Raw genomic sequence first — 24231 nt, forward strand, 5'->3', positions numbered from 1 at the left:
GTTACCTCCGGGACGGTGTGAGGAGCAGGACGGCGAACAGGACGGCCGCGACGGTGATGGCGGCGAGGGTGTGGCTTGCGGCGGCGTGGATGCCGGCGAAGGCGAGCGCGAGCACGGTGAGGCGTGCGAGGTGCCGGATGGGTGCGGGAGCGCGGCGGCCGCTTCGGGTCTGCGGTGCCGCGCTCCCGCTGGGGGCACTCGACGGAGACGCCGGCAGCGTCGGGGGGCCGTCGAGAGTGTGAAGGCGCGTGGTCGTCATGAGCGCACCCCGGCCATGCGGACGGCATCGAGCGCCGCCCAGTAGGTGTGCAGGGAATCCCAATAGGCGACGTTCGCTGCCTGGTTCTTCATCTCCGCCATCACGAGGCGACGGTTCGCCCGATACACGAGCGTGACGATGCGGCCGAGGAGGATCGTGCCGACGACGAGCAGCGCGGCGGCGACGAGGATGCCGACGACGGCGATGTTCAGCAGCAGGTACTCGCTCACGCGGCGTCACCGCCCTCGGCGAGCGCCTGGCGACACGTGATGGGGGTGGCGAACTCGCTGCGCTCCGACGTACTGTCGTGGGCGTGAGCAGGTATCTGCGGATCGAGGGTGGCGACATTGATGTCGCTGTGAAGGGGACGAGCTATCGACAGCGGCATGTGCCGAAGGTCGGTAGCTACTGGTTCACGCTTGCTGCGGAGCCGAGTAACGCGTATGACGCGAACGCTGTTGCCGTGGTGGCGAGAAAGGCGGTTGGCTACCTGCCGAGGGATCTCGCACGCGTGTGGAGTCCGCTGTGTCGGAGCATTGGTCGGCGACGTTTTGTCGTGCCCGGAGAGGTGCGGCTCACCGTAGACGGCAAGGCTCGCTGGATTCTGCTGTGGCTGCCTGATCCTTCCGTGGTTGCCAGCCTGCTCAAGTAGCGTGCCCTCGCGATTCGGTTCGTTCTTCACGCTGCATCACCGCCCTCGGCGAGCGCCGCCTCGCCCTTCGCGAGCTGCTCGATGAGGGCGCGGTCGAAGAGGTAGGCGCCAGTGCGGCCGGGGAGTTTGCCGATCGTGGGGAGGATGCCGGCGTCGGCTTGGCGCTGAATGGTTCGCGCTTGTTTCCCGAGCAGAGTGGCGACTTCGGTGGTCGTCATCGGCTGTGGAGAGTTTGACATATGTGGAGGTTACGACGATGTTGCGACGCGAGTCAACATATGTCGAAACTACGGCGTGTCTCGTTTGTCCCTCTTTTGGGGTGGGTGCGGCTATTGACCTGTTCCCGGCGCATGTCGTAGCATCGACACATGAGCACAGCCACCCCGGTACGCATTCACTTCACACAGGCAGATTTCCTGAAGAAGGCGCGCGAGATTGCGGGCCTGACGCAGCAGCAGATCGCCGACCGCATCGGTATCGACCGCGCGTCGGTGATCGCTTACGAGAAGCGCGGGACGAAGAAGGAGTACATCCTCCGCGAGTGGGCCGATGTGACAGGTGTTGCGCGCGAGGACCTCGCCCCGCGGAGAGAAGACCAGCCTTCAGATTAGAAGGCTCCTGCTCTATCCGCTGAGCTACGAGGGCTTTACCGCGTTCAGGGTACCGGAGCGGCGCGCCCTCTCCGCAGATCCCGGCCCCCCTGCCTCCCGTGGATCGCATGATGTAGGAGCGCTGGACCCGCGTTGCCGAGTGACCGATCGCCTCGACGGCTATTGTCTTCTTGGGCGCGTGTTCGTGGCTAGTCATCGCCCAGCCGACGGGCACGACCTTGATCGCCCTCGATGTGGCACTGCTCGTTCTGTGGGTCGTGTTCGCGGTTGACTATGTGGCGCGGCTGGCGCTCGCGAAGCCGCGGGCGCGCTGGTTTTGGCGCAACATCCCGTTGTTGCTGATGGTCGTCCTCCCATTCTTCCGCCCGTTGTACCTGTTGCGCCTGATGACGCTGTTGGCGGTGCTGCGCAAGGCCACGGGCTCGGCGTTCCGCGGCACGGTCACGGTGTACGTCACGGTGTCGGCCCTCGTGATCATCCTGATCGGTGCGCTCGGCGTGCTCGACGCCGAGCAGAACGCCGACGGCGCCCTCATCACGACGTTTCCCGATGCGCTGTGGTGGGCACTGGGGACGATCACCACGGTCGGCTACGGGGACCTGTATCCGGTCACGGGTACGGGTCGCATCATCGCCTCGGGGCTCATGATCGCGGGCATTGCCCTCGTCGGTTCGGTCACGGCGACGCTCGCCTCGTGGTTCGTCGAGCGCATCAAGGACGTCGATGAGCAGGCGAAGGCGGAGCGAGCGGCGAAGGAGGCTGCGGCGGGCGGCGCCAGCTCAGTCGGCGACGGCGGCGAGGGCGGTGAGCAGGCGCGGTAGTGTCGGCACGCCTTCCGCGCGGAGGTGCTCGTCGCCGTTGGCCGCGTAGATGACCGCGGTCGGCGTCGACCGAATGCCAAGGTCAGCCGCTCGCTCTTGGTGCGCCGCAACGTCGCGCTCGACGACCTCGAGCGCGGGCACGAGGCGCTGTGCCTCAGCGACGACCTCCCTGGCCCGATGGCAGGGGTCGCAGAACGCTGACGTGTAAAGCTCGAGTCGCACGCCCCCATGCTACGGCGCGGCCCCCGGCGAACCTGCGGTGAACAGTGAATGACGGATGCTCGCACGGCGCGCCATCGAGGCGCTCGGTGTCCCGCACCGCGACGGCCTGCCGCCGCCCGTGTCGGAGCCCGCCGGTAGACTGCCCGGGTGAGTGCAGCCAACGACCGTCTCGTCTGGATCGACTGCGAGATGACGGGGCTCGACCTCGCCGTCGACGAACTCGTCGAAGTCGCCGTCGTCATCACCGACTACGACCTCGCCCCTGTGCATCCCGGGTTTTCGATCGTGATCGCGCCGTCGCCCACGGCGCTGGCCAACATGAGCGATTTCGTTCGGCAGATGCACGAGTCGTCGGGGTTGCTCGACGAGCTGCCCCTCGGCGCCGACCTCCCCGAGGCCGAGAAGGCGGTGCTCGACTACATCGTCGAGCACGTTCCGACCACCGGTTCCGCACCGCTCGCCGGCAACACGATCGGCACCGACCGCGCGTTCCTGCAGCGCTCGATGCCGACGGTGGACGCACACCTGCACTACCGCTCGGTCGACGTGTCATCGATCAAAGAGCTGGCGCGGCGCTGGTTCCCCCGCGTCTACTTCAACGCGCCCGAGAAGAACGGCGGGCACCGCGCGCTCGCCGACATCCTCGAGTCGATTCGCGAGCTCGCCTACTACCGGCAGGCGGCGTTCGTCGCCGACCCCGGCCCCACCTCTGACGAGGCGCAGGCCACCGCGCAGACGGTCGTGGAGGCCTGGGCCGACCGACTGCCCGTGGTGCGCGGCGGGCACTAGCCTGTACTACCATTGACCGGTCGCACTCGTGCGACGCACGGTGGGTATAGCTCAGTCGGTAGAGCGCCTGGTTGTGGTCCAGGAGGTCGCGGGTTCAAGCCCCGTTACTCACCCCACCCCGTCGGGCTCCGCAGCAATGCGGGGCCCGACGTCGTTTCCGGCCACACCCACTCAGGTCAGGCCATGGTCATGCGAGACAATGGGGCGATGACCGCCGCCCCGCTTCCCGCTCTCGACAACCAGGTCGTGGTGACGCCCCAGCACGCGGCCGAGGTGCCCTGGCGCACCGTCGTGTGGAATGACCCCGTCAACCTGATGAGCTACGTCTCGTGGGTGTTTCGACGCCACTTCGGACTCGACGAGGCCACCGCCGAGCAGCGCATGCTGCAGGTGCACAACGACGGCCGCGCGATTCTCGCCGAGGGCAACCGCGAGCAGATGGAACGCCACGTCGAGGCCATGCACGAGTACGGCCTGTGGGCGAGCGTCGAGCGGGTCGAACGGTGAGGGGCTTCCAGCCGCACGACGGCGGCTACCAGGCGGTGTTTGAGCCATATGAGGCGAAGATCTTGATCTCGCTCGGCGAGCAACTCCAGCAACTGCTCGCTGACGGGCTCGGCGGGAATCCCGCCGCCGACGAGGCCCTGCACCGCGTCATTCCGAACGCCTACCGCGACGACGAGGAGGCCGCCCGCGAGTGGCGCGAGCTCAGCCGCCGCGGACTCATCGAGCGCAAGAGTGCGTTTGCCGCGACGATGACGACCGGACTGCGCGCCATCGCGGACGGGGACGGCCCCGCTCCTCTGTCGGTCACCGAGGGCGAGGCGATCGACTGGATGCGCGCCATCGGGGACCTGCGCCTGATCCTCGCCGATCGTCTCGGGATTCTCGTCGACGGCGACGAAGGAGCGGACGACCCGCCCGAGGCGGGAGACCTGTACCGGTGGCTGGCGTGGATTCAAGACGACCTCGTGAGGGCACTCGATGGCGGACGGTAGCGAGCACGAGCATCCCGAACCGCTGTCGCTGACGGAGGCCGAGTTCGAGCGGTTGGTGGTCGACGAGTTGGATGCCCTGCCCGACGACATGGTCGACGGGCTCGACAATGTCATCTTCGTGACGGAGGCGCGGCCAGAGGACGGCTCGCTCGACCTGCTCGGCCTGTATGAGGGTGTCGCGCTCACCGACCGCGGTCAGTACGGGTTCGGCGAGCTGCCCGACCGGATCATCCTGTATCGCGAGCCTCTCATCGCTCACGCGGGCGACGACATTGATGAGTTGCGCGAGCAGATTCACGTGACGCTTGTGCACGAGATCGCTCATTTTTATGGAATCGATGACGAAGAACTGCATCGACTGGGGTGGGGCTGAATTAGCCTTGCGGTATGGGGGCAGGTAGGCGCGTCGGACGGGTGATCAGCGGACTCATGGCGTTCGCCGTGGCGGCGGGCGCGGTGTATGCCGCGGGGGCAATGCTGAGCCCAGTTCCTCCTCTCGAAATCGCCGAGCGTTCCATCGAGACGGGCGGCGAGGCCGGTGCGGCACTCGAACTACCCGCCGTCGGCGCCTCCGCCGTGGTGCTGCCCACGGGCGACCCGATCACGGCCGGCGACGAGGGACCACGGCCCATCGCGGGAACCGCGCGGCTGGTCCTCGCCCACGTCGTGCTCGACCGCGAGCCGCTCGAGGTCGGACGCACCGGCGAGGCGCTCATCATCACCGCCGACCACGTGTCCCGCACGCGGGAGTTGGCCTCGGCCGGAATCCGCACCGTGCCAGTGTTTGTCGGCGAGGCGTGGACGCGGCGCGACCTACTCGTCGCGACCCTGCTCGGCTCGGGCAACAACCTCGCCGAGTTTCTCGCGATCGAGGTGTTCGGCGACCTCGGCGCCTACCAGTCGGCGGCCCGCGCGTGGCTGGACGCGAACGGCCTCGACGACACGCAGGTCGCCGACGTGTCGGGCATCAACCCGGGCACGACCGCGACGGCCGCTGACCTCGCCCTGCTCGCCCAGCTCACCGCGCAGCAGCCGGTCATGGCCGACATCTACGCGCTTCGGCCCTCCACCGTGTCGACCGGCGCGAGCTTCAGCGACAACACCCGGTTCCTGCCCGAGATCGGTGCCAACGGCTACGTCAACACGTACACCGATGAGGCGGGCGTCTGCATTCTGACCTCGGTGCAGATAGCGGGCACGACCGTCACCATCGCCCTGTACGGGCAACCCAGCTACCCGGCCGCGGAGGAGGCGCTGCGCTCCGTCGTCACCGCGCTCGAAGAGAACCTGCGCACGACCACGATCGTGTCGCCGGGCGACACGGTGGCAGAGTACGTGTCGGACTGGGGTCAGACCGCCCGCATTGTCGCAACCGACACCGTCGAGACGACGTCGCTCAGCGCGGGCGAGGCCGACGTCAGCTTCGAGATCGACGAGCGCACAACCGTCCTGCGCGGCACCACCGTTGGTCGCATGACGGTGACGACGGGCGACGGTCGCTCGGTCGTGATCCTCGAGTCGGCCGAGACGATCACGGAGCCGGGGATCGGGTGGCGCTTCGCCGACCCGTTCACCGTCATCGACCGCTGGAACCGCTGACCGTCTCCCCCGCAAGCTCGCGCGGTCGGTGCCGCCGCGCGTGCCACTCTTCCTGCCGCGCCCACCGCTCCCACTGGGCGGCGAACACGTCGCCGTCTCGGTCGATCGCGCGGCGGCGGCGCTCGACGTCGTCAAGCTCCACCCAGATCGCGCGGGCGGCGAGCCGACGCGCCTCGGGGCCGATCGCCCCGCATCCTTCGATCACGAGCGGACGGTCGCCGTCGATGTCGCCCCAGTCGGCCGGGGATGCCCGTGCCCAGTCCCAGCGCCGGTATCGCGCGGGCGCACCCACCGCGAATGGACGCAGCACGTGCACGAGCACGTGATGTTCGGCCGCCTCCAGGCCGTCCCAGCCGGGGTAGACGTCGTCGAGGCTGAGGAGGGTCGCGCCCTCGCGCGCGGCGAGTTCGCGCCCGATCGTCGTCTTGCCCGCGCCCGAGCGACCGTCGATCAGGATGATCGGCGGCGCGCCGCTAGCCAAACTCGCGCCCTGTGAGGATGCTGTTCCACTGCCCCGTCGCGACGGCCGCCACGGTCGCGATCACCGCGACGGCGACGGCGACGGCAAGGGCAAGACTGTCGATGCCACGCCAGGGTGACGGCCGAGTCCACGTGCGGGCGACGGGGGCGCCGAAGCCGCGCGCCTCCATCGCGACGGCAAGGGCAGCACCGCGTCGGATCGCGAGGACGAGCAGCGCCAGCACGAGGCCGGGAAGTCGGCGGATACGGCCCCGGTCGCCGAGCCCGCGGGCGCGGCGGGCCCGTTCGAGCATCCGCATGTCGCTGCCGAGGAGCCCGAGCATGCGCAGCGCCGCGACGGCACCGAGCACGAAGCGGGCGGGCAGGCGCAGCGTTTGCGCGAGCGCGTCGCCGAAGCGGGTCACGTCGACGCGCGCGAACAGCGCAACGGCGGGGATGCCGATGGCGAGCACGCGCAGGACGGTCGCGATCGCCAGTTCGATCGACCCGTCGCTGATGCGCACGAAGAGGAATTCGGCGTAGATCTGGCCGCTCGTCTGCCCGTACAGGAGGATCGTGAGGCCCGATAGCGGCGCGGCGATCCAGACCGGCGCCGTGCGTCGAACGAGCGTGCGGGCGTCGACCCCGAGCAGCGGAAGCAGCAGGAGCTGCAGTGCGAGGGCGACGGCGGCCGAGACGATGTCGATCGTCGCGACGAGGATCAGCGCGGGGAACAGGCCGGCGGCGAGCGCGGCGACCGGGTTGAGGCGCTCGAGCAACGGCGGCCTGCTCACGGGCCCGGCTGACGGCCCGCCCGCGGCGACCGGCTCGCCAGCTTCGTCGGGGGTGAGCCTCGGCGGTCGGGCGGGTAGACGCAGTTCGCGCGCGCCGAGCGCGGCGATCAGCTCGCGGTCGTGCGTGGCCATGATGACGGCCCCGCCGCGATCGCGGTGTTCGGCGATCAGCGCGGCCAGTTCGGCCCAGGTGCGGCGGTCCTGGCCGAAGGTCGGCTCGTCGAGGATCAACACGGGCGGCCCCGCCGCGATGGCGGTCGCGACCGACAGGCGGCGCTTTTCTCCCCCGCTCAGTCGGTACGGGCTCGTTCCCCCGCGGCGCGCGAGCCCGAGACGGTCGAGCAATGCGGCGGGCACTTCGCCAGCACCGAGGGCGAGCTCGTCACGCACGGTGGCGGCGACGAACTGATGCTCGGGGTTCTGGAACACCACGCCGACGAGCCGCGACAGCTCGACCGAGCTGACCGTCGCAGGGTCGACGCCGTCGGCGGTCGTGACGGTTCCCGCGGCCCTCGGCAGTAGCCCCGCGAGCGCCAGCGCGAGTGTTGACTTACCTGCGCCGTTCGGGCCGGTGAGAGCGATCACCTCGCCCGCGCGCACGGTCAGGTCGATGTTCTCGACGACGGGCTCGGCTCCGGCGGGACCGGCGGCGAGCCCGGTCGCCTCCAGGAGCACGGTGCGCTCTCGCGCGGGAGCCGTGACGGCGGCAGGCGGATGCACGGGCGGGCGACCAGGAACCCAGACGCCCCGCTCGGCGAGCGCCTCCCCCTCACGCTCGAGAACCGACGCGGGGTCGCCGTCGGCGATCACCCGTCCCCGGTCAAGCACGATGACGCGGTCGATGTGGGGAAGCCACACGTCGACGCGGTGCTCGATCACGACGAGGGTGAGCCCTCGACGCTCGACGGCGGCGATGACGGCGTCGACGATCTCGCCGACGCCTGCGGGGTCGAGTTGCGCGGTGGGTTCGTCGAGCAGCAACGCCCCGGGCTCGAGCGCGAGCACGCCGGCGAGGGCGAGGCGCTGCTGCTGCCCGCCCGACAGCTCAGGTGTGCGCCGGTCGGCGGCGATGTCGAGTCCCACCCGGTCGAGGGCACCGTCGAGCCTCTTCGCGATCTCCGCGACCGGTACTCCCAGGTTCTCCGGGCCGAACGCGAGGTCGTCGCCGGCGCGTTCGAGAACGATGCCCGCCTCAGGGTCTTGCAGAAGCAGACCGACCCGGCCGCGGGCATCCGCCGGGTCGCGGCCGTCGACTGTGATGTTTCCCGTGCGGTCGCCGTCGTCGTCGCCGCCGAGCACTCCGGCGAAGGCCTGAAGCAGGGTGGATTTGCCGCTGCCGGAGGCACCGAGCACCAGCACGCGCTCGCCGGCCTCGATCGCAAGATCGACGTCGGCGAGCACCGGGGCCTTGCGGCCGCGCGGACGCCAGCCGAAGCCGTGCGCCGCGAGGCGAGCAGCCCGCGGGTGTGTGGTGGTGCCGGCGCCGGCCGGCAGGGCGGATGTCACCGGGTGGCGGCGTGTTCGTCGTCGACGGCCGACGCGCCAGTCAAGGGCTCGTCGTCGTCTTCGTCGTCATCGCCACGCTCGCGACCCGCGGCGAAGCGATCAAGCGCGCCGGTTCGCGCGAGCGCGCGCATCGCCAACCACGACAACAGGCCGGCGATGATGGCGCCGGAGGCGATGCCCGAGATGGCGTAGACGGTGGCGAACAGCGCGCCGGCTCCGGCGTACCAGAGCACGAGGTCGAGGATGACCATGCCGACGCCAGCGCCCGCGCCGGCGAGCATGGCGGCGACAACACCCCACGCCTTGTACAGCAGGAGCGCGAAGACGATCTCGGCGCCGAGGCCCTGCACGAGCCCGGACAGCAGCGTCAGCGGGCCCCACTCGTTTCCGAACAGTGCCGATACGGTTGCGGCGACCATCTCGCCGTAGATCGCGGCGCCAGGCTTGCGCACAATGAGGGCGGTCAGAACACCGCCGATCAGCCAGACGCCGTGAACGCTGCCCTGCACGCCCGGAAGCAGAGCGCCGAGCGCGCTGCCGATCGGGTTGTAGGTGAGATTCCACGCGAAGAAGACGAGCCCGACGGCAACGCCGACGACGCTCGCAACGACGATGTCGACGACGCGCCAGCGCAGGCGACCGACGCCGCGCGCGGCGGATTTCGGGGTGGTGGGTGCGGTCATGATTCGTGCCTTTCGTTATGGGTGCGCGCCGTGGACGCGCACCGTTCTCCGTAACGGCACGGGTGCGAGATGTCCTCCCTGCGCCGGCATTATCCGGATCAGGTTTGACGGTCGAAGCCCTGCGGCTTCCTCTCAGCCCGGCGATCGGGCTCCCGTGTACGTCGATCAGTGTACGCCCGGCGGCTCGAAGGCGGCATCCCGCCCTCAGTAGACTCCGGGCATGGCACCACTGATGGGCGAGAGCGACGAGCTGGAAACCCTCGTGCGACGGGTGCTCGACGACGCTGCCGACGAGACCGAGGGCCGCCATCGCGTCAGCCTGCTGATCTCGGCAGCGCAGGCGGTGACGCGAGATCTGGACCTGTCGATCGCCCTGCAGCGCATCGTAGAGGCCGCCCGTCAGTTGGTGCGCGCCCGCTACGGTGCCCTCGGCGTCATCGCCCCCGACGGCAGCCTCGAGCGGTTCGTGCATGCCGGGTTCGACGACAACACCGTCGCCCGCCTCGGCCCCCCGCCGACCGGTCGCGGGATTCTCGGCGCGGTCATCGCCGACGACGCCACCATTCGCCTACCACGACTGTCGGACGACCCACGCTCTGTCGGGTTTCCCGCGCATCACCCGCCGATGAACTCGTTTCTCGGGGTGCCGATTCACGTTGACGGCGCCGCCTTCGGAAATCTCTACCTCACCGAGCGCGACTCCGGGCCCTTTGATGACCTGGATGCGAGCGTGATCGCGAGCCTCGCGGCGATGGCCGGCACGGCGATCGCGAACTCGCGCCTGTACGCCCGTTCGGAACGCTCACGGGTCTGGCTCGAGGCGGCGGAGGAGGTCTCGCGCCGACTGCTCGCCGCAGAGCTCTCACCCGACGACGGGTCCGCCATCGCTGCCGCCGCGGTCGCGCTCACGAGGGTGCCTACCGGGGTCATCACGGTCGACGACGACGATCGCCTCGTCGTCGATCCCCAGGCGGATGCGCGGGGTGCCGGACGCGACGTCGCTGAGGACGACGCCATGCTTACCCGTTTCGTCGAGTCGGTCACCATTGCACGCGAGCTCGCCCGGGCGCGCGTTGACGAGCAGCGCATCGCCCTGTCGGACGAACGCGACCGGATTGCTCGTGACCTGCACGATCATGTCATCCAGAGTCTGTTTGCGGTGGGGTTGGGCCTGCAAAGCGTGGTGGGTGACCCCACGACTCCGACGGGTGCGCGCATCGCCCACCAGGTCGACGCGATCGACTCCACCATCCGGCAAATTCGCCAGGCCATCTACCGTCTGTCGGCGCCGCCGTCGGCCGCCGCATACAGTCTGCGGGCCCGCATCAACACCCTGGTGCGGGAGACGCTCGAGGGCGAAGACCTCGTCTCGGGGCTCGAGTTCCAGGGCCCGGTCGACACTCTCGTCGACTCCGAGCTGGGCGACGAGGTAGTCGCCGTCGTGCGGGAGGCACTGTCGAACGCGGTGCGGCACGCGAAGGCGCATCGCGTGGATGTGGCGGTGGCGGTGCGCGGAGCCGAGGTGAGCATCCGTGTGGTTGATGACGGTCAGGGACTGGGCGATTCGACGCGACGGTCGGGACTCGAGAATCTGCGCGCCCGTGCCGTGGAGCGCGGCGGCACGTGTGAGGTCGGTGCCTCATCGGGCGGCGGCACCGAACTTCTCTGGCGCGTACCCTGGGGGGCATCATGACCGACACCGTGCGCGTCTTCCTGCTCGACGACCATGAGATCGTGCGCCGCGGGCTTGCCGACCTGCTCGACGCGGAGGACGGCATGGAGGTGGTGGGCGAAGCGGGCCAGGTGGCCGGAACCGCGGAGGCGATCATCGCGGCCGATGCCACCGTCGCCGTCTTGGACGGGCGTCTGCCCGACGGCAGCGGAATCGACGTCTGCCGCGACGTGAAGTCGGCACGGCCCGACATCGGCTGCCTGATCTTGACCTCCTATGACGACGACGAGGCCGTCTTCGCCGCGGTGCTGGCCGGCGCGAACGGCTACCTGTTGAAGGAGGTGCGCGCGACGCGACTCGTCGAGGCGATCCGGCAGGTCAATGCGGGAGCGTCGCTACTCGACCCCGCCGTCGTCGCTCGCGTTACCGCGAAGATGCGCGCGGCCGCCAGCGAAACGACACCGCTTGATGGCTTGACCCGACGGGAGACCGAGATCCTCGCGCTGGTCGCCGAAGGGCTGTCGAACCGCGAAATAGGGCTGCGCCTGTACCTGGCCGAAAAGACGGTTAAGAATTACGTGAGTGGCATCCTCGCGAAGCTGGGAATGCAGCGCCGCACACAGGCCGCCGTCCTTGCCGCGGAGTGGCTGCCCAAGCGCTTCGACGCGGCTCGCTAGCGCCCGCAAGCCCGCGCGGCCTACGGCAGCGACACGACGGATGCCGCGCGCGAAATTCTGAGAACACGCCCAGGGCCCCTCGCTAGCGTCTCCGGTTCTTCTGCGCCCGCCCCCGCGGGTGCTCGATCACGGAGGAAACCATGTACGCAACGACGGAAAACGCCAGCCCCGACACCCTCGTCTCGCTCGCGACCGCCGAGCCCGAGCTCGCCGTGAGCATCCTCGTGCCGATGGCAACGACGGGAAAGGAGACGGCCGCGAACAGCACCGTGCTCAAGAACGCGCTACGGGACGCTGGCGAAAAGGTTGCCGACGCCGGTGTCTCCGACAGCGACCAGGCCGCCCTCCTCTCCCCCGCCACCGAGTTGCTCGACGACCACGAGTTCTGGCAGAACCAAGGCGCCAGCCTCGGCATCTATCTCACCGCCGGTCACGAGCCACGCCTGGTGCGCTTTGGAGTGTCGGTCGACCCGCAGGTGAGTGTCGGCCGACGCTTCCGCATCGCGCCGGTTCTCGGTCTGCTCGATGCCGACGACGCGTTCCTCGTCGCCACTGCCACGCACGACGGCGCCCAGCTCTTCACGGCGACGCGCGCCGACCTCGGCGACGCGCTCGCGGTCGGGCTGCCGTCGAGCGCCGGCAACGAGGGGGTCGAGAACGACTACGAGAACCCGGTGCAGGCGAGCCCGCCGCTTCGCCCGAACACCGGCCACGCCTCGATCAGCAACACACAGGTGTACGGCGACGCTCCCCCCGAGTGGCGCGAGACTCGTCAGCACGACCACGCGCAGGCGGTGGTGCAGGCGCTGACCGCGGCGACGAGCGACCGCCACGAGCGCATCGTGCTCGTGGCTGGAGCGGAGATGATTGGACTGCTTCGGCCGAGCGGCCTCTTCGCCGCCGATGTCGACCACAACCCCGAATCGCTGACGCCTGAGGATCTCCACGCGCACGCACTCAAAGCCATCGAATCCGAATTGGATGCGCACCGCGCCGACGCCCTCAGCACCGTCGTCGCGGCGCTCGGTCGCGCCGACGGGTCGGCCACGAGCGACGCCGCCGAACTGCTGACCGCGGCCCTCGAGGGGCGTCTTGGCACGCTCATCGTGTCGGCGGGCACCGCGGCGAGCCACGACGACGACCTCGACGAGCTCGTCAGCGCCGCGCTCGGCACGGCCGTGCGCATCGTCGTCGCGGAGGACGAAGCGGCACCGGCGCCCCTCAGCGGCCTACTGCGCTACTAGTCGGGTGCGGGGCGCTCGCCGTCAGCGACGCGAGCCGGGCGGTTGCGGGCGGCGAGCATCCCACTCGCCCTGCCCCCAGCGAAGCCCCTTCGCGACCGGATAGACGGCGAGGAAGACCCACGCGGGGGCGCGCAGCCGACGGTTGCGCACCCCGTGGTGGGTGTACGTGCGGTCGAAGCGACCGACGTACGAGTAGTAGTCGCGCGGGCTGTCATCGATGCGCCGGGCCGACATGCCCGCGACCATCGTCGGGATGTACCGCGCGGTGAGCCCCGCGTCGTACAGGTGTACGGAGATGTCGATGTCTTCGTGGAACAGGTCGTCTTCGTCGCGGCACACCTCGCCGCGGATCGCCTGCCACGCGCTCGCCCGCAGGGCCATGTTGCTGCCAAACACGAAGTGGTACTCGCGGGCCAAGCGCAGGATCGCGCGCCGGAGGGTGTCGTCGGCCTTCAGGCCGAATCGGCGCAACGGCATGTCGTAGTAGAGCACCGGTCCCGTGGCGGCCGCCACCTCGGGGTCGGCGAACGCCTTCTGCACCTCTTCGACCCAGTTGGGCTCGAGCACGCTGTCGGCGTCGATGCGGCCGAGCACGTCACCGGTGGCGGCATCGAGGCCGGCATTTCGGGTGGGGACGAGTCCCTGCTCGTCGAACTGCGGAAGGTAGATGAGCGGCGCGTCGGGGTGGGAGGCCTGCAGCTCGGCCACAATCGCCGCCGTGCGGTCGGTCGACCGGTTGTCGACGACGATGATCTCGTGGGCCGGCACGGTCTGGGCGAGCGCCGCGAGCACGCAGGGCTCGATGGTCGATTCCTCGTTGTAGGCGGGGATGACGATCGAGACGGCGAGCGGCGTCGTCACGCCGCCACCACCGCGACGGGGGCGGCGAGGAGCGCGACCGTCACGGAGCCGCCCTTCGTGGCCTGCTCGCCCACCTGGCGGAAGCCAAGCCGCGCATGGAACGCCAGCGACCCGAGGTTCGGCGGGTCGAGGTTCACCTCGCAGGTCACTTCGGCGAACCCGCGGGTGCGGGCGTCGTTGAAGACCGCGGTGTACAGGACCTGCCCGAGCCCTGCGCCGCGCTCACTCTCGGCGATGACGATCCGGTCGACATACAGACTCGCGACGCCGCGCCCCTCGAAAAAGCGGTAGTTCTCGCTGTCGTACGCAGCACCGGGGGCGAGCGCCAGCACGAAGCCGACGAGCCGCCCATCGCGCTCAAGTCCGAGCGGCAGAGCGGCGAGGGTGATGAGCCGCGCCAGTTCCGCGGCTGCCGTGATCGGCACGGCAGGGCTCGCCGCGTCATTGAGCGGTGTGAGCTCGTCCGCGTCAGCGGCGGTGAGACGGCGAAGCGTGGGCGTAGGCGATGTCATGCATCTGATTCTGCCTTCCGCGCCTTCCAAGCGACGAGTCCGGCGGTCGCCGTCAGGATGCCGAGCGCACTCACCGCGATCCAAAAGGGCGGACCCAGTTCGAGACCGAACGCTCCGATGGCGACCCACGCGACGACGCCAGGAATCATGCCGATTGCGCTTCCCAGGATGTAGTCGCGCCGCCGCAACCCGGTGAGTCCGGATGCATAATTCACCGCCATGAACGGAATGACCGGAACCATGCGCACACCAAGCACCGCGACGAGCCCACGATCGGACAGCAGTCGATCGACCTTGTCAACGCGCTGACCGGTGAACTTCTCGACGGCGCCGCGGCCGAGCGCTTTGCCAAGGAAGAACGAGCCGGTGGCGCTCAGCAAGGCACCCAGCAAGACAACGGGAAGTGCCGTCCAGAAGCCAAACACTGCCCCGGCGGCGATCGATATGACGGACTTCGGCGCTGGCGTCATCGTGATAGCCCCATAGAGCAGGGCGAACACGGCGAGACTCCACCAGCCCAGCTCGTCGGCGGCGGTTTGGACCTGCTCCACTGAGGGCAGATCGACGAGCAATCCGGTGGCGACAGCGATCGCGACGATCGCCACGAAGACCACAAGCTTCGCCACGACGCGACGCGACACCGTTCTCGCGTGGTCGTCCTCGCTAGCGCGGTCGGTTTCGCTGTCGGCGGCTGTCATGGCCGGCTCAGTCTACGGATCGACGCAGACCCTTCCCGCTTCGTCACAGAGTCGGATCAGCGGGGATGTTCGTTCGCAGCCACCAGACGGGGTCGACGTGGCCACCGCCGACAGTGAGCTCAAAGTGGAGGTGCGTTGCGGTCGTCGTTCCGCTGTTGCCGACCTGACCGATCGTCTGGCCGACCTCGACGAACTGCCCGGGAACCACGGGCGCGGAGCCCGGGATCAGGTGCGCGTAGAGCGAGTTCACACGCTGCCCGTTGATGTCGTGCTCGATGGCGACGTACGAACCCCATCCGCCGTTGCTGCTGACCGCGGTGACGACCCCGTCGGCCATCGCCATGGCGGGCGCACCGTAGCCGGGAAAGAGGTCGACTCCCAGGTGGTAGGTCGAGCATCCGGCACAGACGTTGCCGCGATAGCCGAAGCCGTTGCCGATGGGGCTTCCTTCGGCAACTGGCCACTGGATGGGTGAGCGCCAGGTGATCTCGACGCTGTCGCGCTCGGCCGTCAGCATCGCGGTGGATGCGGCGATCGCGGTGACCGGGACCTCGTAGGTTTGCGGCGGGGGCGCCTCGGCTGCCTCGATTTCCACCGCGACCTCGGCAGCTTCGGCGGTCATCGGGTGACCCGCCCAGAAGCTGGCGGCGAGCAGGGAAGCGAGCAACGCGGTGGCGGGCTTGCGCGAGAAGTGCGCGCGCGGCGACGCACCAGGGCGGGGTTGGAGCATAGGAGAAATGAGCTTTCCGGTGAGCGGCGCGGCGCGCCTCGAACACGGTTGATCGCGTCATCGCGAGAGGGTCACCGCGCTCACTACGCGAGGCGGGATGCGAGGTCATGGCGCTCGCAGATGTGGGTCATCCGGGCACTCACTCGCGTCGGCAACGGAGCCGACGAAGCACCAGTGTAGCAAACAGACGCGGAAAGGTTACAAATAGGTAACGAACGCTACGCGATGGTGGTGCCGAATGCGAGCCCCAGGAGGTAGGTAGCGGCCGCCGCACCGTAGCCGATGCCGAGCTGGCGGAGCGCGCGCTTGACGGGCGACGCTCCCGACAGCACGCCCACGATGGCACCGGTGACGACAAGGGCGATGCCCACCAACAGGGCCGCCCAGAGCACCGCTGTCAGCCCCGTCAGACCGATCGCGTAAGGGAGCACGGGGATCGCCGCACCTGAGGCGAAAAACACGAAGCTCGAGAAGGCGGCACGCCAGGCGGAACCCACCTCTTCGTGCTCGTCGATGGCAGGCGCGTGGGCGCGCGACGCCTCCTCGGGGCGGTCGCTAGCGAGCACCGCGCGGGCGCGCTCGTCGGCCTCCCGAGCATCCAGGCCTCGGGCGCGGTAGACGAGGGCGAGCTCGTTCGCGTCGAGGTCGAGCGCGGGCAACGCGCGGTGCGAGTCGGGGTCGGGCGTCGAGGCCTCAAGCAGTTCGCGCTGCGAGCGCACCGACACGTACTCGCCCGCCGCCATCGACAGGGCACCGGCAAGCAGACCGGCCAACCCCGTGAACAAGACGACGGCGGGAGCCACGCCGGTCGCCCCGATGCCGAGCACCAGCGCAAGATTCGAGACGAGGCCGTCGTTGGCGCCAAACACGGCGGCGCGGAAGGTACCCGCCAGCCGGTTGCGCCCCCGCGCGGCGAGCCCGCGCACCACCTCGGCGTGCACACGCTCGTCCGCCGCCATCGCGTCGGTGGCGTGGGCGTCGGCCTCGTAGGGCGACCGCCCCTCGGCCCGCTGGGCGAGCGCGAGGAAGAAGATCGACCCGAATCGGCGGGCGAAGAACCCGAGGATGCGCGTGCGCAGCGAGACCGCCGGCACCGTCTTCGCATGGTCGCCCAGCAGCTCGAGCCAGTGCTGTTCATGGCGGCGTTCGGCGTCGGCGAGCGCGAGCAGAATCTCACGCTCCTCGCCGATACGACGCTCGGCGAGGTCGCGGTAGACGGCCGCTTCGGCGCGCTCGTCGGCGAGATACCGCCGCCAGCGTCGCAGCTGGGCGCGCGTCGGGGTGGGCTCCGCCGCGTTCGTCATGGGGTCATCCTGGCAAAACGCGCGCGTGCGCGCGGTTCGGCGATCCGAAAACGACGCGGTTCCCGGCTCCGGCGCCTACCAACCCCACGTGCCGGGGGCCCCCTTGAACGGGCCGACGACGCGGGGGGTGATCCACCCGCCGTAGAAGTCACCCTCCTGCGCCGTGACCACGTCGCCGTCGAGCGTGCAGCGGTCCATCCGACCAGGGTAGATCGCAACGTGGTCGACGAGCTGCTCAAACCCGCGGCTGGGGCTCGGGTAGTACCAGGCAGCGCGAGCCGCGACAACATCGCCCGCGACGACGTCCAGGTACCCGGCCCGGCCCTTGAACTCGCAGAACGACGTTCCCTCGGCGTCGCGCAACGCGCCCGACGCGACGTCGGAGCGCGGCACGTAGACGGTCGGCGGGTGGCTGGTTTCGAGGACGCGGAGAGCGCGCGTCGTGTCCACGAGCATCCGGCCGTTCAGTTCGACGGTCACGCGCCCGTGTACGGGTTCGACGCGCGGGGGTCGGGGGTAGCCCCAGACCGACTCTTGACCGGGGCCCGGGGTGTCGGGGGTGCGGCGGCGCATCAGAACCCGAAGTCCCCGAAGTCGCCGCCCGCGTCCCCGGACGCGTCGAATGCCCCGCCGTCGCTCGCCACATCGCCCCCGGCATCCATCGGCGGCAGGAAGGCCGACACCAGCGCCGAGCCGACGACGTAGCCGGCGACGGTTCCGAGCAGGGATGCGCCGAGCACCTGCCCGAAAACGGGCGCCTGCATCGTGCGTTCCATCGAGCCCGGTTCGCGCATTTCGGCGCGCGTCGCTGCACGCGCGAGCGTGTCGGGGGTGTCGTCCGCCGGCTGCTCGCCTGCGGGGGCGTCCTTGCGCAACTCGTCCAGTAGCAGGGCGCGCTGTTCGGGTGTCAGGCGCTCGAACGCCTCGCGGTGCACCCGCTCGATCGCCTCCGGCGGGGCGGTCTGCAGCAGGTAGCGGTAGCGCTCTACCGCGCGCGCATTGTCACTGCGGGGCGGCGCCGGCTGCGCATCGCCCCCGTCACGGGATGCGCCGAACAATCGGTCGAAGAAACTCACGTCGTGCCTCCGCGTCGGCTGGGGTCAGCCACACGGTACGCAGGAAGTCCTGCGATGCGCTGAGGAAACGATGAGCGACATCCTGAGTAACAACTGGGTCACAGTCGAAGAGGTGTGGGTGCTGTGCACTAGTCTCAGGGGAAGAAAGTTGATGCGCCTCGTGTGTCCAGGGCGTCTTGCAGTTCGCAGGTCGTTGCACTCCCCGATGGATTCCGGTTCACGAGCCTGTTCGACTGGTGGTTTCGACAGTCGAAACTCCGTGAAACAAGAAGGAAAGGGAGTTAGTCATGACGACTGGCACCGTTAAGTGGTTCAACGCCGAAAAGGGTTTCGGCTTCATCACCCCCGATGACGGAAGCGCCGACGTGTTCGCGCACTTCTCCGCCATCCAGTCGAGCGGCTACCGCTCGCTCGAAGAGAACCAGAAGGTCGAATTCGACGTCGCGCAGGGCCCGAAGGGTCTGCAGGCCGAGAACATTCGCCCGCTGTAACTAGCACCATCCGCTCGCACCAGAGCAACCCTGACGCGTGAGCCCTCACGGGCGAGCGCCGACAGAAAACCGCCCGTCAAGGACGCCGGGCGGTTTTCGCCGTTAAGGGGCCTCAGGCCTCCGTAACGAAGTCGATGAGCTCCTCGACGGGGCCGAGCAGCGCGGGCTCGAGGTCGTGGAAGCTGCGCACGCGCGAGAGGATGCGCTGCCACGCGTGGGCGATGTCGGCCTGGTCGTCATGGGGCATGCCGAGCGCGGCGAGCACCCCCCTCTTCCATTCGACGGTGCGGGGAACCTCTGGCCAGCGCTCGATGCCGAGGCGGGCGGGCTTTACCGCCTGCCAGATGTCGACGAATGGGTGCCCGACGATGTGCACGCTGCCCCGGGGAACGGTCCGTAGTGCAGCTGACGCGATGCGCGCCTCCTTCGAGCCCTCGACGAGGTGATCGACGAGCACGCCCACACGACGCCCCGGCGTTGGGGCGAAGCTCGCGAGGCGGTCGGCAAGGTGATCGACACCCTCCAGGTACTCGACGACGACGCCCTCGACCCGCAGGTCGTGGCCCCACACCTTCTCGACGAGTTCGGCGTCGTGACGACCTTCGACCCACAGGCGACTCGCCCGGGCCGTGCGCGCGCGCTGGTCGGCGACGTGGAACGACCCGCTGAGCGAACGCGCGCGGCCCGCGGGCGCGGCGACCGTGGGCTCGATGAGGGTTGCGGGCGCACCCTCGATCAGGAAGCCCGGGCCGAGCGGAAATGCCCGGACGCGACCCTGCCGGTCCTCCAGGTGCACGTTGCCAACCTCGACGCCGATAACCGCGCCCACGAAGCCCGAGTCGGGCAGCTCGACGACAAGCCCGGGGTCAGCCGGCACCCGCGCGACAGGTGCGCGACCCGCTGACCGCCAGTCACCGGCGAGCACATCGTTTCCGTAGCGATCCACGCGGAGACGCTACGCGAGCGGTGAACGCTAGGGTTGCCGCACACGCCGAGCCTCGCCCGCGAAGGAGCCCCATGCGTTTGACTGCCGACCTTGTCCGCTGGGGTATCGCGGTGTTGCTGATGGCCCCCTTTCTCGCCCTCGGCGGATGGGTGACTTCTCAGCCGCTTCTGTTGTGGCTCGCCCTCGTCGCCGTCATCACGGGCGGCGCGCTCAATGCTGCGGGCATTGTGCGGGGCGTGCGACGCGTTGCCGACGGCCGTGTCGTCGATGACCTCCTGGGGCGGGTCGATGGATCCACGTCATCGCCAACGCCGCTCGAACCGCGAGTTCGCATCCTCTACCCCGACGGCATGGAGGCAGAACTCGAGGAGGGCCAGACGGTCCAGGCACGCCGCCGCATCGGCATCATTGCTTCTCTTGCTCTTGTCGCCCTGACCGCATTCGGCGCGTGGACTCTCGCTGTCGAACAGCCCCTGGCGATCGCGGAGGGGCGCCTCACCCTGGACGAGATCTACGCTGCGTGGAGCGCTGGTTCCCGCTTCGCATTCCAAGCGTCCCTCGTGATCTGGGCCGCCGCGAGCCTCGTGGTGGCGGCCACGATCTTCGTGCTCAGCCGAATCCGCGGGCCGGTACTGGACCGCCTCCTGACGCCGCTGCGCTTCGGCGCCCTCTGCGCGATTGCCGGGAGCGTGATCGTCACCGCAGCATTCGGGCCGTACTTCTCGATCGGCAACAACCTCCCTGACGACCTGCCGTTCATGGCGGGAGGGGTGCAGAGTCCTGGCTCGGCGATGTTTGGCCTGACGGGAAGTCTGCTCTGCTGCGTGGCGATCGCGCTGACCGTGCCGCGCTGGAAGCGGCGGCCTCGTCGATAGACGCTTGACGCGCATCCGGTTATCTGGTTAGTTAGTCATGTAACTAACCGCATAACCCCATGGAGGTGCGCATGGACGATGGCAGACCGATCTTCCTGCAGCTCGCCGAGCGCATCGAAGACGGCATCATCGACGGCACCTACCCCGACGAGGGGCAACTGCCGTCGATCAATGAATTCGCCGCGTTCCACCGCATCAACCCCGCAACGGCACTCAAAGGCATCACGCGGCTCGTGGACGCCGGACTCGTTTACAAGCGACGCGGTGTCGGCATGTTCGTGGCGGCCGGCGCTCGCGACCGGCTGCTCGCCGCCCGCCGCGAACGCTTCGCCGACAGCCACATCGCCCCCCTGCTCGCGGAGGCCCAGACTCTCGGCCTCACTACCGACGAGCTCATCGACCTGATCAGAAAGGACACCCCCTCATGACGCTCACCGTCGAGGCCCACGGCCTCACGAAGCGCTACGGCTCGCTGCACGCCGTCAACGACGTCAGCTTCGCCATTCCCGGCGGCAGCATCGTCGGCCTGCTCGGCCGCAACGGCGCGGGCAAAACGACACTCATGCAGCTCATCACCGGCCAAGAACTGGCCACCACCGGCGACGTGCGCGTGCTCGGCGAGAACCCCGTCGAAAACCCTCGCGTGATGAGCACGCTGTGCTTCGTCAAGGAGGCGCAAAAGTACCCCGAAGACTTTCGGGTGCGCCACGTCATGTCGGTCGCACCCCGGTTCTTCCCGAACTGGGACGCCGAGTACGCCGAGCGGTTGGTCGACGAGTTTCGCCTGAACCGCAAGCAGCGCATCAAGAAGCTGTCACGCGGGCAACTGTCGAGCGTCGGCATCATCGTCGGCCTCGCCTCACGTGCGCCCGTGACCATCTTCGACGAGCCGTACCTCGGCCTCGACGCGATCGCACGGCAGAACTTCTACGACCACCTGCTGGCCGACTACAGCGAGAACCCGCGCACGATCATCCTCTCGACCCACCTGATCGACGAGGTCGCCAACCTGCTGGAACACGCGATCGTGATCGACGACGGGCGCATCGTGCTCGACGCCCCCGTTGACGAGCTGCGCGCGAGCGCCGTCACCGTGAGCGGCCCCGCCAGCGCGGTCGACGCCTTCGTCGCCGCGCGCGACGTCATGCACCACCAAACGCTCGGTGGGCTGGCCACGGCCACCATCAGCGCACTGTCGGACGCCGACCGTGTGACAGCGACCGCGGCCGGGCTCGAGGTCGGCCCCGTGTCGTTGCAACAACTGATCATTCGCCGCTCCGGCGGCTGGACCACCGAGGAGGTGTCGGCATGACCGCCCCCACCACACCCGTCACGACGGATGCCCGGGGCGGCGCCCCCGCGTCGCGCCCGTTGACCACGCGCATCGCCGCCATCCTGCGCCTGCAGACCGCGAACGTTGCGAACATCCTGGTGTGGCCGCTCGCCGTGCTGGTGTTCATCCTGTTCATCAACGTCGCGATCAGCGAGATCATCCAGCAGGCGACCACCAACGCGGCCGAGGCCGGAGGCGAAGCGGACATCACCATCACCTTCAATGGCGGTGTCGCATTCCTGTACATCTACATGCTGATCATCGCGGTTCAAGCCGTGTACTTGTCGTTCTCTCTGGCTCTTGGCTGGGGCGCGACGCGACGCGATTTCGCCGTCGGCACGCTGACATTCTTCGTTTTGATGTCGGCTGCCTACGCTCTTCTCATCGCCACGCTGGCGCAGGTTGAGCAGGCGACGAGCGGTTGGGGTCGCGAACTGCGCTTCTTCGGAGATCCCTCCCTGGGCCTCGACGAGTTCGCGCCGGCGTTGCTGTTCTCGTTCCTCATTCTGCTGCTGTTCATGAGCGTGGGTGGCGCTGTGGCATCGGTCTATGTTCGGTGGCGCGCAACCGGCATGTACGTCTTCTGGGCCGGGCTGGCCATCATCGTGGTGGGCGCGGCGGCCCTCATCGGGTACACCGACAACTGGGGCACCGTCGGGCAGTTCTTCGCCGACGCCGGAGTGCTGGGCACGGCCCTGTGGACGCTCGTGCTGACCGCCACGGCAACACTCGCCCTGTATCTCGTGCTGCGCTGGGCAACGCCCCGCGACTGACGGCACCAGGCACCGCTACTCGCGGTGGTCGGCGAGCGTGATCATGCCGACCACCGCGAGTTCGCGCAGGCGCGGCAGCACCTCGGCGGCGAGCGCCGAGGCGTCGACGTCGAGAAGCTGGGCGACCGCGTCGACGAGCACGCCGATGGGCAGCTCGCCGTCGCAAGCCCCGACCACCGCTCCGAGACCCGTGTTGAGGTCAACCACCCGACCGAGTCCCGTGCCCTGCACGAGGCGCATCACGGTCGGATGCTCGGCGCCCGGCCAGAAGTGGCGCTCCTCCGTGACGTCCGGCGCGACGGTCGCGTGCATCCGAGCGAATGCCCCCTCATCGAGCGACGCGATCTGATCGTGCGCAGCGAAGCCCGCGGCGATCGCGTCGCCCAGACCAGAGGCACCGCTGGGAGCCGCCGTCGCGACCCGCTCGAAGCGGCGCAACCGCGGCGCCGACTCATCAGGCGGCCGGCGGAGCGTCAGGTAGCCGAAGCCGACATGGGTGACGCGGCGCGCGGCGAAGTCGTCCAGCCAGGCCTCGGCGAGGGGTTCGAAGGCGGCGCTTGAGGTGCGCACTCCCCCGTCACGCAGCCAGGTCTCGGCGTACTCGGCGACGTCCTGCCGCTCGCGCTCGATCACCCAGGCGTCGAGATCCGCCGCCTCGACCCAACCGCGCACCCGGTCGAGCCCGTCGGCCCCCGCCCGGTACTCCCAATTGCCGAGCAGGTGGGCGGTGCCGCCCGGTTCCAGGTGATCGGGCAGGGCTCGCACGAACTCGTCGACGATGCCGTCGCCGACGCGGCCACCGTCACGGTATTCGAGCACGTCGACGCCCCGCTCGCGCGGCGTGATGACAAACGGCGGATTCGACACGATGCGGTCAAACCGCTCGCCCGCGACGGGAGCGAACATGTCACCGTGGCGCAGTTCGACGCCCTCGACCCCGCTCAGTTCGAGGGTGAGTGCGGCGAGCCACAGGGCGCGGTCGCTGAGGTCGGTGGCGACGACACGGTCGGCGCTACGGCGCGCGTGCAGCGCCTGCACACCGCTGCCGGTGCCGAGATCGAGCACGCGCCGAGCAGGCGACGTCGGCACGAGCCCCGCGAGCGTGAGCGAGGCGCCACCGACGCCCAGAACATGGTCGGGCGACAGCGGGGCGCGGCGCACCAGCTCGCCGTGGTCGGACGCGACCCACCAGTTGACGACACCCGTGGTGTCGACGGCCGAGTAGGGCCGCACCTCGACGAGCGCGCGGCCGTCGGCGCCGAGAACGCCACGCTCTCGCAGTCCGGCTGCCCCCGTTCGCGGAAAGGCGCGGCCAAGAGCGTCGTCGTCGACGAGGTCGCCGAGCAGAAACAGTCGGGCCATGAGGGCGGCGGGATGCTCCAGGCCCGCCAGTGCGCGCCGCGCCGGCACCGGATTGTCTCGGCCGAGCGCCGCGTCGGCGACCGGGCCCCATAAGCCTCGTAGTCGGTCGACGGTGTAGTCGGCGTCGAGAAGGTCGGCCCGCAGCTCGGAGGTGCTCACGGGACTAGTCAAACGCACGATGACGTGCGCACCGGAATTTGCTGTGCGGGGAATACTGGGGGCGCTGTGCTCCTTATCCTCCTTCGTGTCCATGCGTACGCATACAAAATGCGCGCGTGGGCTGA

At 69.2% G+C, this 24231-nt stretch carries 32 protein-coding genes, 1 tRNA gene and 1 riboswitch; of the genes, 17 read left to right on the forward strand and 16 right to left on the reverse strand.

Going from position 1 to position 24231, the window contains the following annotated elements; translation table 11 throughout:
- Nucleotide 1: 1 nt before the first annotated feature.
- Nucleotides 2-259: a hypothetical protein gene (locus tag EV140_RS09745; protein WP_130283416.1), complete on the reverse strand. Its 258-nt coding sequence runs from the start codon at nucleotides 257-259 to the stop codon at nucleotides 2-4.
- Complete coding sequence (locus EV140_RS09750; protein ID WP_130283418.1) at nucleotides 256-489, reverse strand: hypothetical protein; 234 nt, start codon at nucleotides 487-489, stop codon at nucleotides 256-258. Before EV140_RS09750 ends, EV140_RS09745 begins: the two co-directional genes overlap by 4 nt.
- Before the next feature lie 83 nt (nucleotides 490-572).
- Here EV140_RS09750 and EV140_RS09755 point away from each other — a divergent pair, with 83 nt between their 5' ends.
- Nucleotides 573-911, forward strand: coding sequence for an HIRAN domain-containing protein (locus EV140_RS09755; protein ID WP_157985635.1), 339 nt, complete (start codon nucleotides 573-575; stop codon nucleotides 909-911).
- A 26-nt stretch (nucleotides 912-937) separates the two neighbouring features.
- On the opposite strand, the gene EV140_RS09760 is transcribed toward EV140_RS09755, so the two are convergent.
- The gene (locus EV140_RS09760) at nucleotides 938-1129 is read right to left on the reverse strand and encodes a helix-turn-helix domain-containing protein (RefSeq protein WP_157985636.1); all 192 of its coding nucleotides are present in this window, start codon (nucleotides 1127-1129) and stop codon (nucleotides 938-940) included.
- Nucleotides 1130-1279: 150 nt separating this feature from the next.
- Between EV140_RS09760 and EV140_RS09765 the strand changes: the two genes are divergently transcribed.
- Both EV140_RS09765 and EV140_RS09770 read left to right on the forward strand, forming a co-directional pair.
- Nucleotides 1280-1522 (forward strand): helix-turn-helix transcriptional regulator, encoded by a 243-nt coding sequence (locus EV140_RS09765; RefSeq protein ID WP_130283424.1) that lies wholly within the window; start codon nucleotides 1280-1282, stop codon nucleotides 1520-1522.
- A gap of 218 nt (nucleotides 1523-1740) precedes the next feature.
- On the forward strand, nucleotides 1741-2343 hold the full coding sequence (locus tag EV140_RS09770) for a potassium channel family protein (RefSeq protein ID WP_157985637.1): 603 nt from the start codon (nucleotides 1741-1743) through the stop codon (nucleotides 2341-2343).
- On the opposite strand, the gene EV140_RS09775 is transcribed toward EV140_RS09770, so the two are convergent.
- A complete protein-coding gene (locus tag EV140_RS09775; protein WP_130283428.1) occupies nucleotides 2302-2565 on the reverse strand; it encodes a glutaredoxin family protein in 264 nt (87 codons plus the stop codon). The two genes, EV140_RS09770 and EV140_RS09775, sit on opposite strands and share 42 nt — an antisense overlap.
- Before the next feature lie 147 nt (nucleotides 2566-2712).
- Here EV140_RS09775 and orn point away from each other — a divergent pair, with 147 nt between their 5' ends.
- The 6 genes from orn (at nucleotide 2713) to EV140_RS09805 (ending at nucleotide 5951) form a co-directional block, all read left to right on the forward strand.
- Nucleotides 2713-3354: an oligoribonuclease gene (orn, locus tag EV140_RS09780; protein ID WP_130283430.1), complete on the forward strand. Its 642-nt coding sequence runs from the start codon at nucleotides 2713-2715 to the stop codon at nucleotides 3352-3354.
- Nucleotides 3355-3394: 40 nt separating this feature from the next.
- Nucleotides 3395-3470, forward strand: a tRNA-His gene (locus tag EV140_RS09785).
- Nucleotides 3471-3561: 91 nt separating this feature from the next.
- Complete coding sequence (gene clpS, locus EV140_RS09790) at nucleotides 3562-3861, forward strand: ATP-dependent Clp protease adapter ClpS (RefSeq protein WP_157985638.1); 300 nt, start codon at nucleotides 3562-3564, stop codon at nucleotides 3859-3861.
- Nucleotides 3858-4352 carry a DUF2017 family protein gene (locus tag EV140_RS09795; RefSeq protein ID WP_157985639.1) on the forward strand — a complete coding sequence of 165 codons (495 nt, stop codon included), beginning with the start codon at nucleotides 3858-3860 and terminating at the stop codon, nucleotides 4350-4352. The genes clpS and EV140_RS09795 overlap by 4 nt, the downstream gene beginning before the upstream one ends.
- Nucleotides 4339-4725 (forward strand): metallopeptidase family protein, encoded by a 387-nt coding sequence (locus EV140_RS09800; RefSeq protein WP_130283436.1) that lies wholly within the window; start codon nucleotides 4339-4341, stop codon nucleotides 4723-4725. The genes EV140_RS09795 and EV140_RS09800 overlap by 14 nt, the downstream gene beginning before the upstream one ends.
- Before the next feature lie 14 nt (nucleotides 4726-4739).
- Entirely contained in the window at nucleotides 4740-5951 is a 1212-nt protein-coding gene (locus EV140_RS09805; RefSeq protein ID WP_130283438.1) for a D-alanyl-D-alanine carboxypeptidase family protein, read from the forward strand.
- Here EV140_RS09805 and EV140_RS09810 read toward each other — a convergent pair.
- From EV140_RS09810 to EV140_RS09820, 3 genes are read right to left on the reverse strand one after another with little or no spacing between them, the layout of a single operon-like run.
- Nucleotides 5929-6432, reverse strand: a complete 504-nt coding sequence (locus EV140_RS09810; protein WP_130283440.1) for a nucleoside/nucleotide kinase family protein — start codon at nucleotides 6430-6432, stop codon at nucleotides 5929-5931. The two genes, EV140_RS09805 and EV140_RS09810, sit on opposite strands and share 23 nt — an antisense overlap.
- The gene (locus EV140_RS09815) at nucleotides 6425-8710 is read right to left on the reverse strand and encodes an ATP-binding cassette domain-containing protein (RefSeq protein WP_130283442.1); all 2286 of its coding nucleotides are present in this window, start codon (nucleotides 8708-8710) and stop codon (nucleotides 6425-6427) included. The genes EV140_RS09810 and EV140_RS09815 overlap by 8 nt, the downstream gene beginning before the upstream one ends.
- Entirely contained in the window at nucleotides 8707-9393 is a 687-nt protein-coding gene (locus EV140_RS09820) for an ECF transporter S component (RefSeq protein ID WP_130283444.1), read from the reverse strand. Before EV140_RS09820 ends, EV140_RS09815 begins: the two co-directional genes overlap by 4 nt.
- A 58-nt stretch (nucleotides 9394-9451) precedes the next feature.
- A riboswitch (TPP riboswitch) is annotated at nucleotides 9452-9559 on the reverse strand.
- Nucleotides 9560-9613: 54 nt separating this feature from the next.
- On the opposite strand from EV140_RS09820, the gene EV140_RS09825 reads away from it, so the two are divergent.
- The 3 genes from EV140_RS09825 to EV140_RS09835 all read left to right on the forward strand — a co-directional run bounded on the left by EV140_RS09825 (nucleotide 9614) and on the right by EV140_RS09835 (nucleotide 12986).
- Entirely contained in the window at nucleotides 9614-11086 is a 1473-nt protein-coding gene (locus EV140_RS09825; RefSeq protein WP_130283446.1) for a GAF domain-containing sensor histidine kinase, read from the forward strand.
- A complete protein-coding gene (locus EV140_RS09830; protein ID WP_130283448.1) occupies nucleotides 11083-11742 on the forward strand; it encodes a response regulator in 660 nt (219 codons plus the stop codon). Before EV140_RS09825 ends, EV140_RS09830 begins: the two co-directional genes overlap by 4 nt.
- Before the next feature lie 140 nt (nucleotides 11743-11882).
- The gene (locus EV140_RS09835; RefSeq protein ID WP_130283450.1) at nucleotides 11883-12986 is read left to right on the forward strand and encodes a baeRF3 domain-containing protein; all 1104 of its coding nucleotides are present in this window, start codon (nucleotides 11883-11885) and stop codon (nucleotides 12984-12986) included.
- A gap of 21 nt (nucleotides 12987-13007) precedes the next feature.
- Here EV140_RS09835 and EV140_RS09840 read toward each other — a convergent pair whose 3' ends face one another.
- From EV140_RS09840 to EV140_RS09870, 7 genes are all read right to left on the reverse strand, one after another.
- A complete protein-coding gene (locus EV140_RS09840; protein WP_130283452.1) occupies nucleotides 13008-13847 on the reverse strand; it encodes a glycosyltransferase family 2 protein in 840 nt (279 codons plus the stop codon).
- Nucleotides 13844-14359, reverse strand: a complete 516-nt coding sequence (locus EV140_RS09845; protein ID WP_130283454.1) for a GNAT family N-acetyltransferase — start codon at nucleotides 14357-14359, stop codon at nucleotides 13844-13846. Before EV140_RS09845 ends, EV140_RS09840 begins: the two co-directional genes overlap by 4 nt.
- Nucleotides 14356-15057 carry a TVP38/TMEM64 family protein gene (locus EV140_RS09850; protein ID WP_130283456.1) on the reverse strand — a complete coding sequence of 234 codons (702 nt, stop codon included), beginning with the start codon at nucleotides 15055-15057 and terminating at the stop codon, nucleotides 14356-14358. The genes EV140_RS09845 and EV140_RS09850 overlap by 4 nt, the downstream gene beginning before the upstream one ends.
- A gap of 43 nt (nucleotides 15058-15100) precedes the next feature.
- Nucleotides 15101-15787 carry a M23 family metallopeptidase gene (locus EV140_RS09855; protein ID WP_130283458.1) on the reverse strand — a complete coding sequence of 229 codons (687 nt, stop codon included), beginning with the start codon at nucleotides 15785-15787 and terminating at the stop codon, nucleotides 15101-15103.
- Nucleotides 15788-16005: 218 nt separating this feature from the next.
- Nucleotides 16006-17091, reverse strand: coding sequence for a VIT1/CCC1 transporter family protein (locus tag EV140_RS09860; protein ID WP_130283460.1), 1086 nt, complete (start codon nucleotides 17089-17091; stop codon nucleotides 16006-16008).
- Between the two features lie 75 nt (nucleotides 17092-17166).
- On the reverse strand, nucleotides 17167-17664 hold the full coding sequence (locus EV140_RS09865; RefSeq protein ID WP_130283462.1) for a DUF427 domain-containing protein: 498 nt from the start codon (nucleotides 17662-17664) through the stop codon (nucleotides 17167-17169).
- Nucleotides 17664-18167: a hypothetical protein gene (locus EV140_RS09870; protein WP_130283464.1), complete on the reverse strand. Its 504-nt coding sequence runs from the start codon at nucleotides 18165-18167 to the stop codon at nucleotides 17664-17666. The genes EV140_RS09865 and EV140_RS09870 overlap by 1 nt, the downstream gene beginning before the upstream one ends.
- A 287-nt stretch (nucleotides 18168-18454) precedes the next feature.
- On the opposite strand from EV140_RS09870, the gene EV140_RS09875 reads away from it, so the two are divergent.
- On the forward strand, nucleotides 18455-18658 hold the full coding sequence (locus EV140_RS09875; protein ID WP_130283466.1) for a cold-shock protein: 204 nt from the start codon (nucleotides 18455-18457) through the stop codon (nucleotides 18656-18658).
- Between the two features lie 112 nt (nucleotides 18659-18770).
- Here EV140_RS09875 and EV140_RS09880 read toward each other — a convergent pair whose 3' ends face one another.
- A complete protein-coding gene (locus tag EV140_RS09880; RefSeq protein WP_130283468.1) occupies nucleotides 18771-19604 on the reverse strand; it encodes a DUF3097 domain-containing protein in 834 nt (277 codons plus the stop codon).
- Between the two features lie 71 nt (nucleotides 19605-19675).
- Between EV140_RS09880 and EV140_RS09885 the strand changes: the two genes are divergently transcribed.
- From EV140_RS09885 to EV140_RS09900, 4 genes are all read left to right on the forward strand, one after another.
- Nucleotides 19676-20479 (forward strand): hypothetical protein, encoded by an 804-nt coding sequence (locus EV140_RS09885; RefSeq protein ID WP_130283470.1) that lies wholly within the window; start codon nucleotides 19676-19678, stop codon nucleotides 20477-20479.
- A 71-nt stretch (nucleotides 20480-20550) separates the two neighbouring features.
- Complete coding sequence (locus tag EV140_RS09890; RefSeq protein WP_130283472.1) at nucleotides 20551-20907, forward strand: GntR family transcriptional regulator; 357 nt, start codon at nucleotides 20551-20553, stop codon at nucleotides 20905-20907.
- Nucleotides 20904-21791: an ABC transporter ATP-binding protein gene (locus EV140_RS09895; protein ID WP_130283474.1), complete on the forward strand. Its 888-nt coding sequence runs from the start codon at nucleotides 20904-20906 to the stop codon at nucleotides 21789-21791. The genes EV140_RS09890 and EV140_RS09895 overlap by 4 nt, the downstream gene beginning before the upstream one ends.
- Nucleotides 21788-22585, forward strand: coding sequence for a hypothetical protein (locus EV140_RS09900; RefSeq protein ID WP_130283476.1), 798 nt, complete (start codon nucleotides 21788-21790; stop codon nucleotides 22583-22585). The genes EV140_RS09895 and EV140_RS09900 overlap by 4 nt, the downstream gene beginning before the upstream one ends.
- Before the next feature lie 15 nt (nucleotides 22586-22600).
- Here EV140_RS09900 and EV140_RS09905 read toward each other — a convergent pair whose 3' ends face one another.
- Complete coding sequence (locus EV140_RS09905) at nucleotides 22601-24199, reverse strand: DUF7059 domain-containing protein (RefSeq protein ID WP_130283478.1); 1599 nt, start codon at nucleotides 24197-24199, stop codon at nucleotides 22601-22603.
- Nucleotides 24200-24231: the final 32 nt, after the last annotated feature.

The sequence above is a fragment of the Microcella alkaliphila genome (assembly GCF_004216855.1).
Lineage (GTDB): Bacteria > Actinomycetota > Actinomycetes > Actinomycetales > Microbacteriaceae > Microcella > Microcella alkaliphila.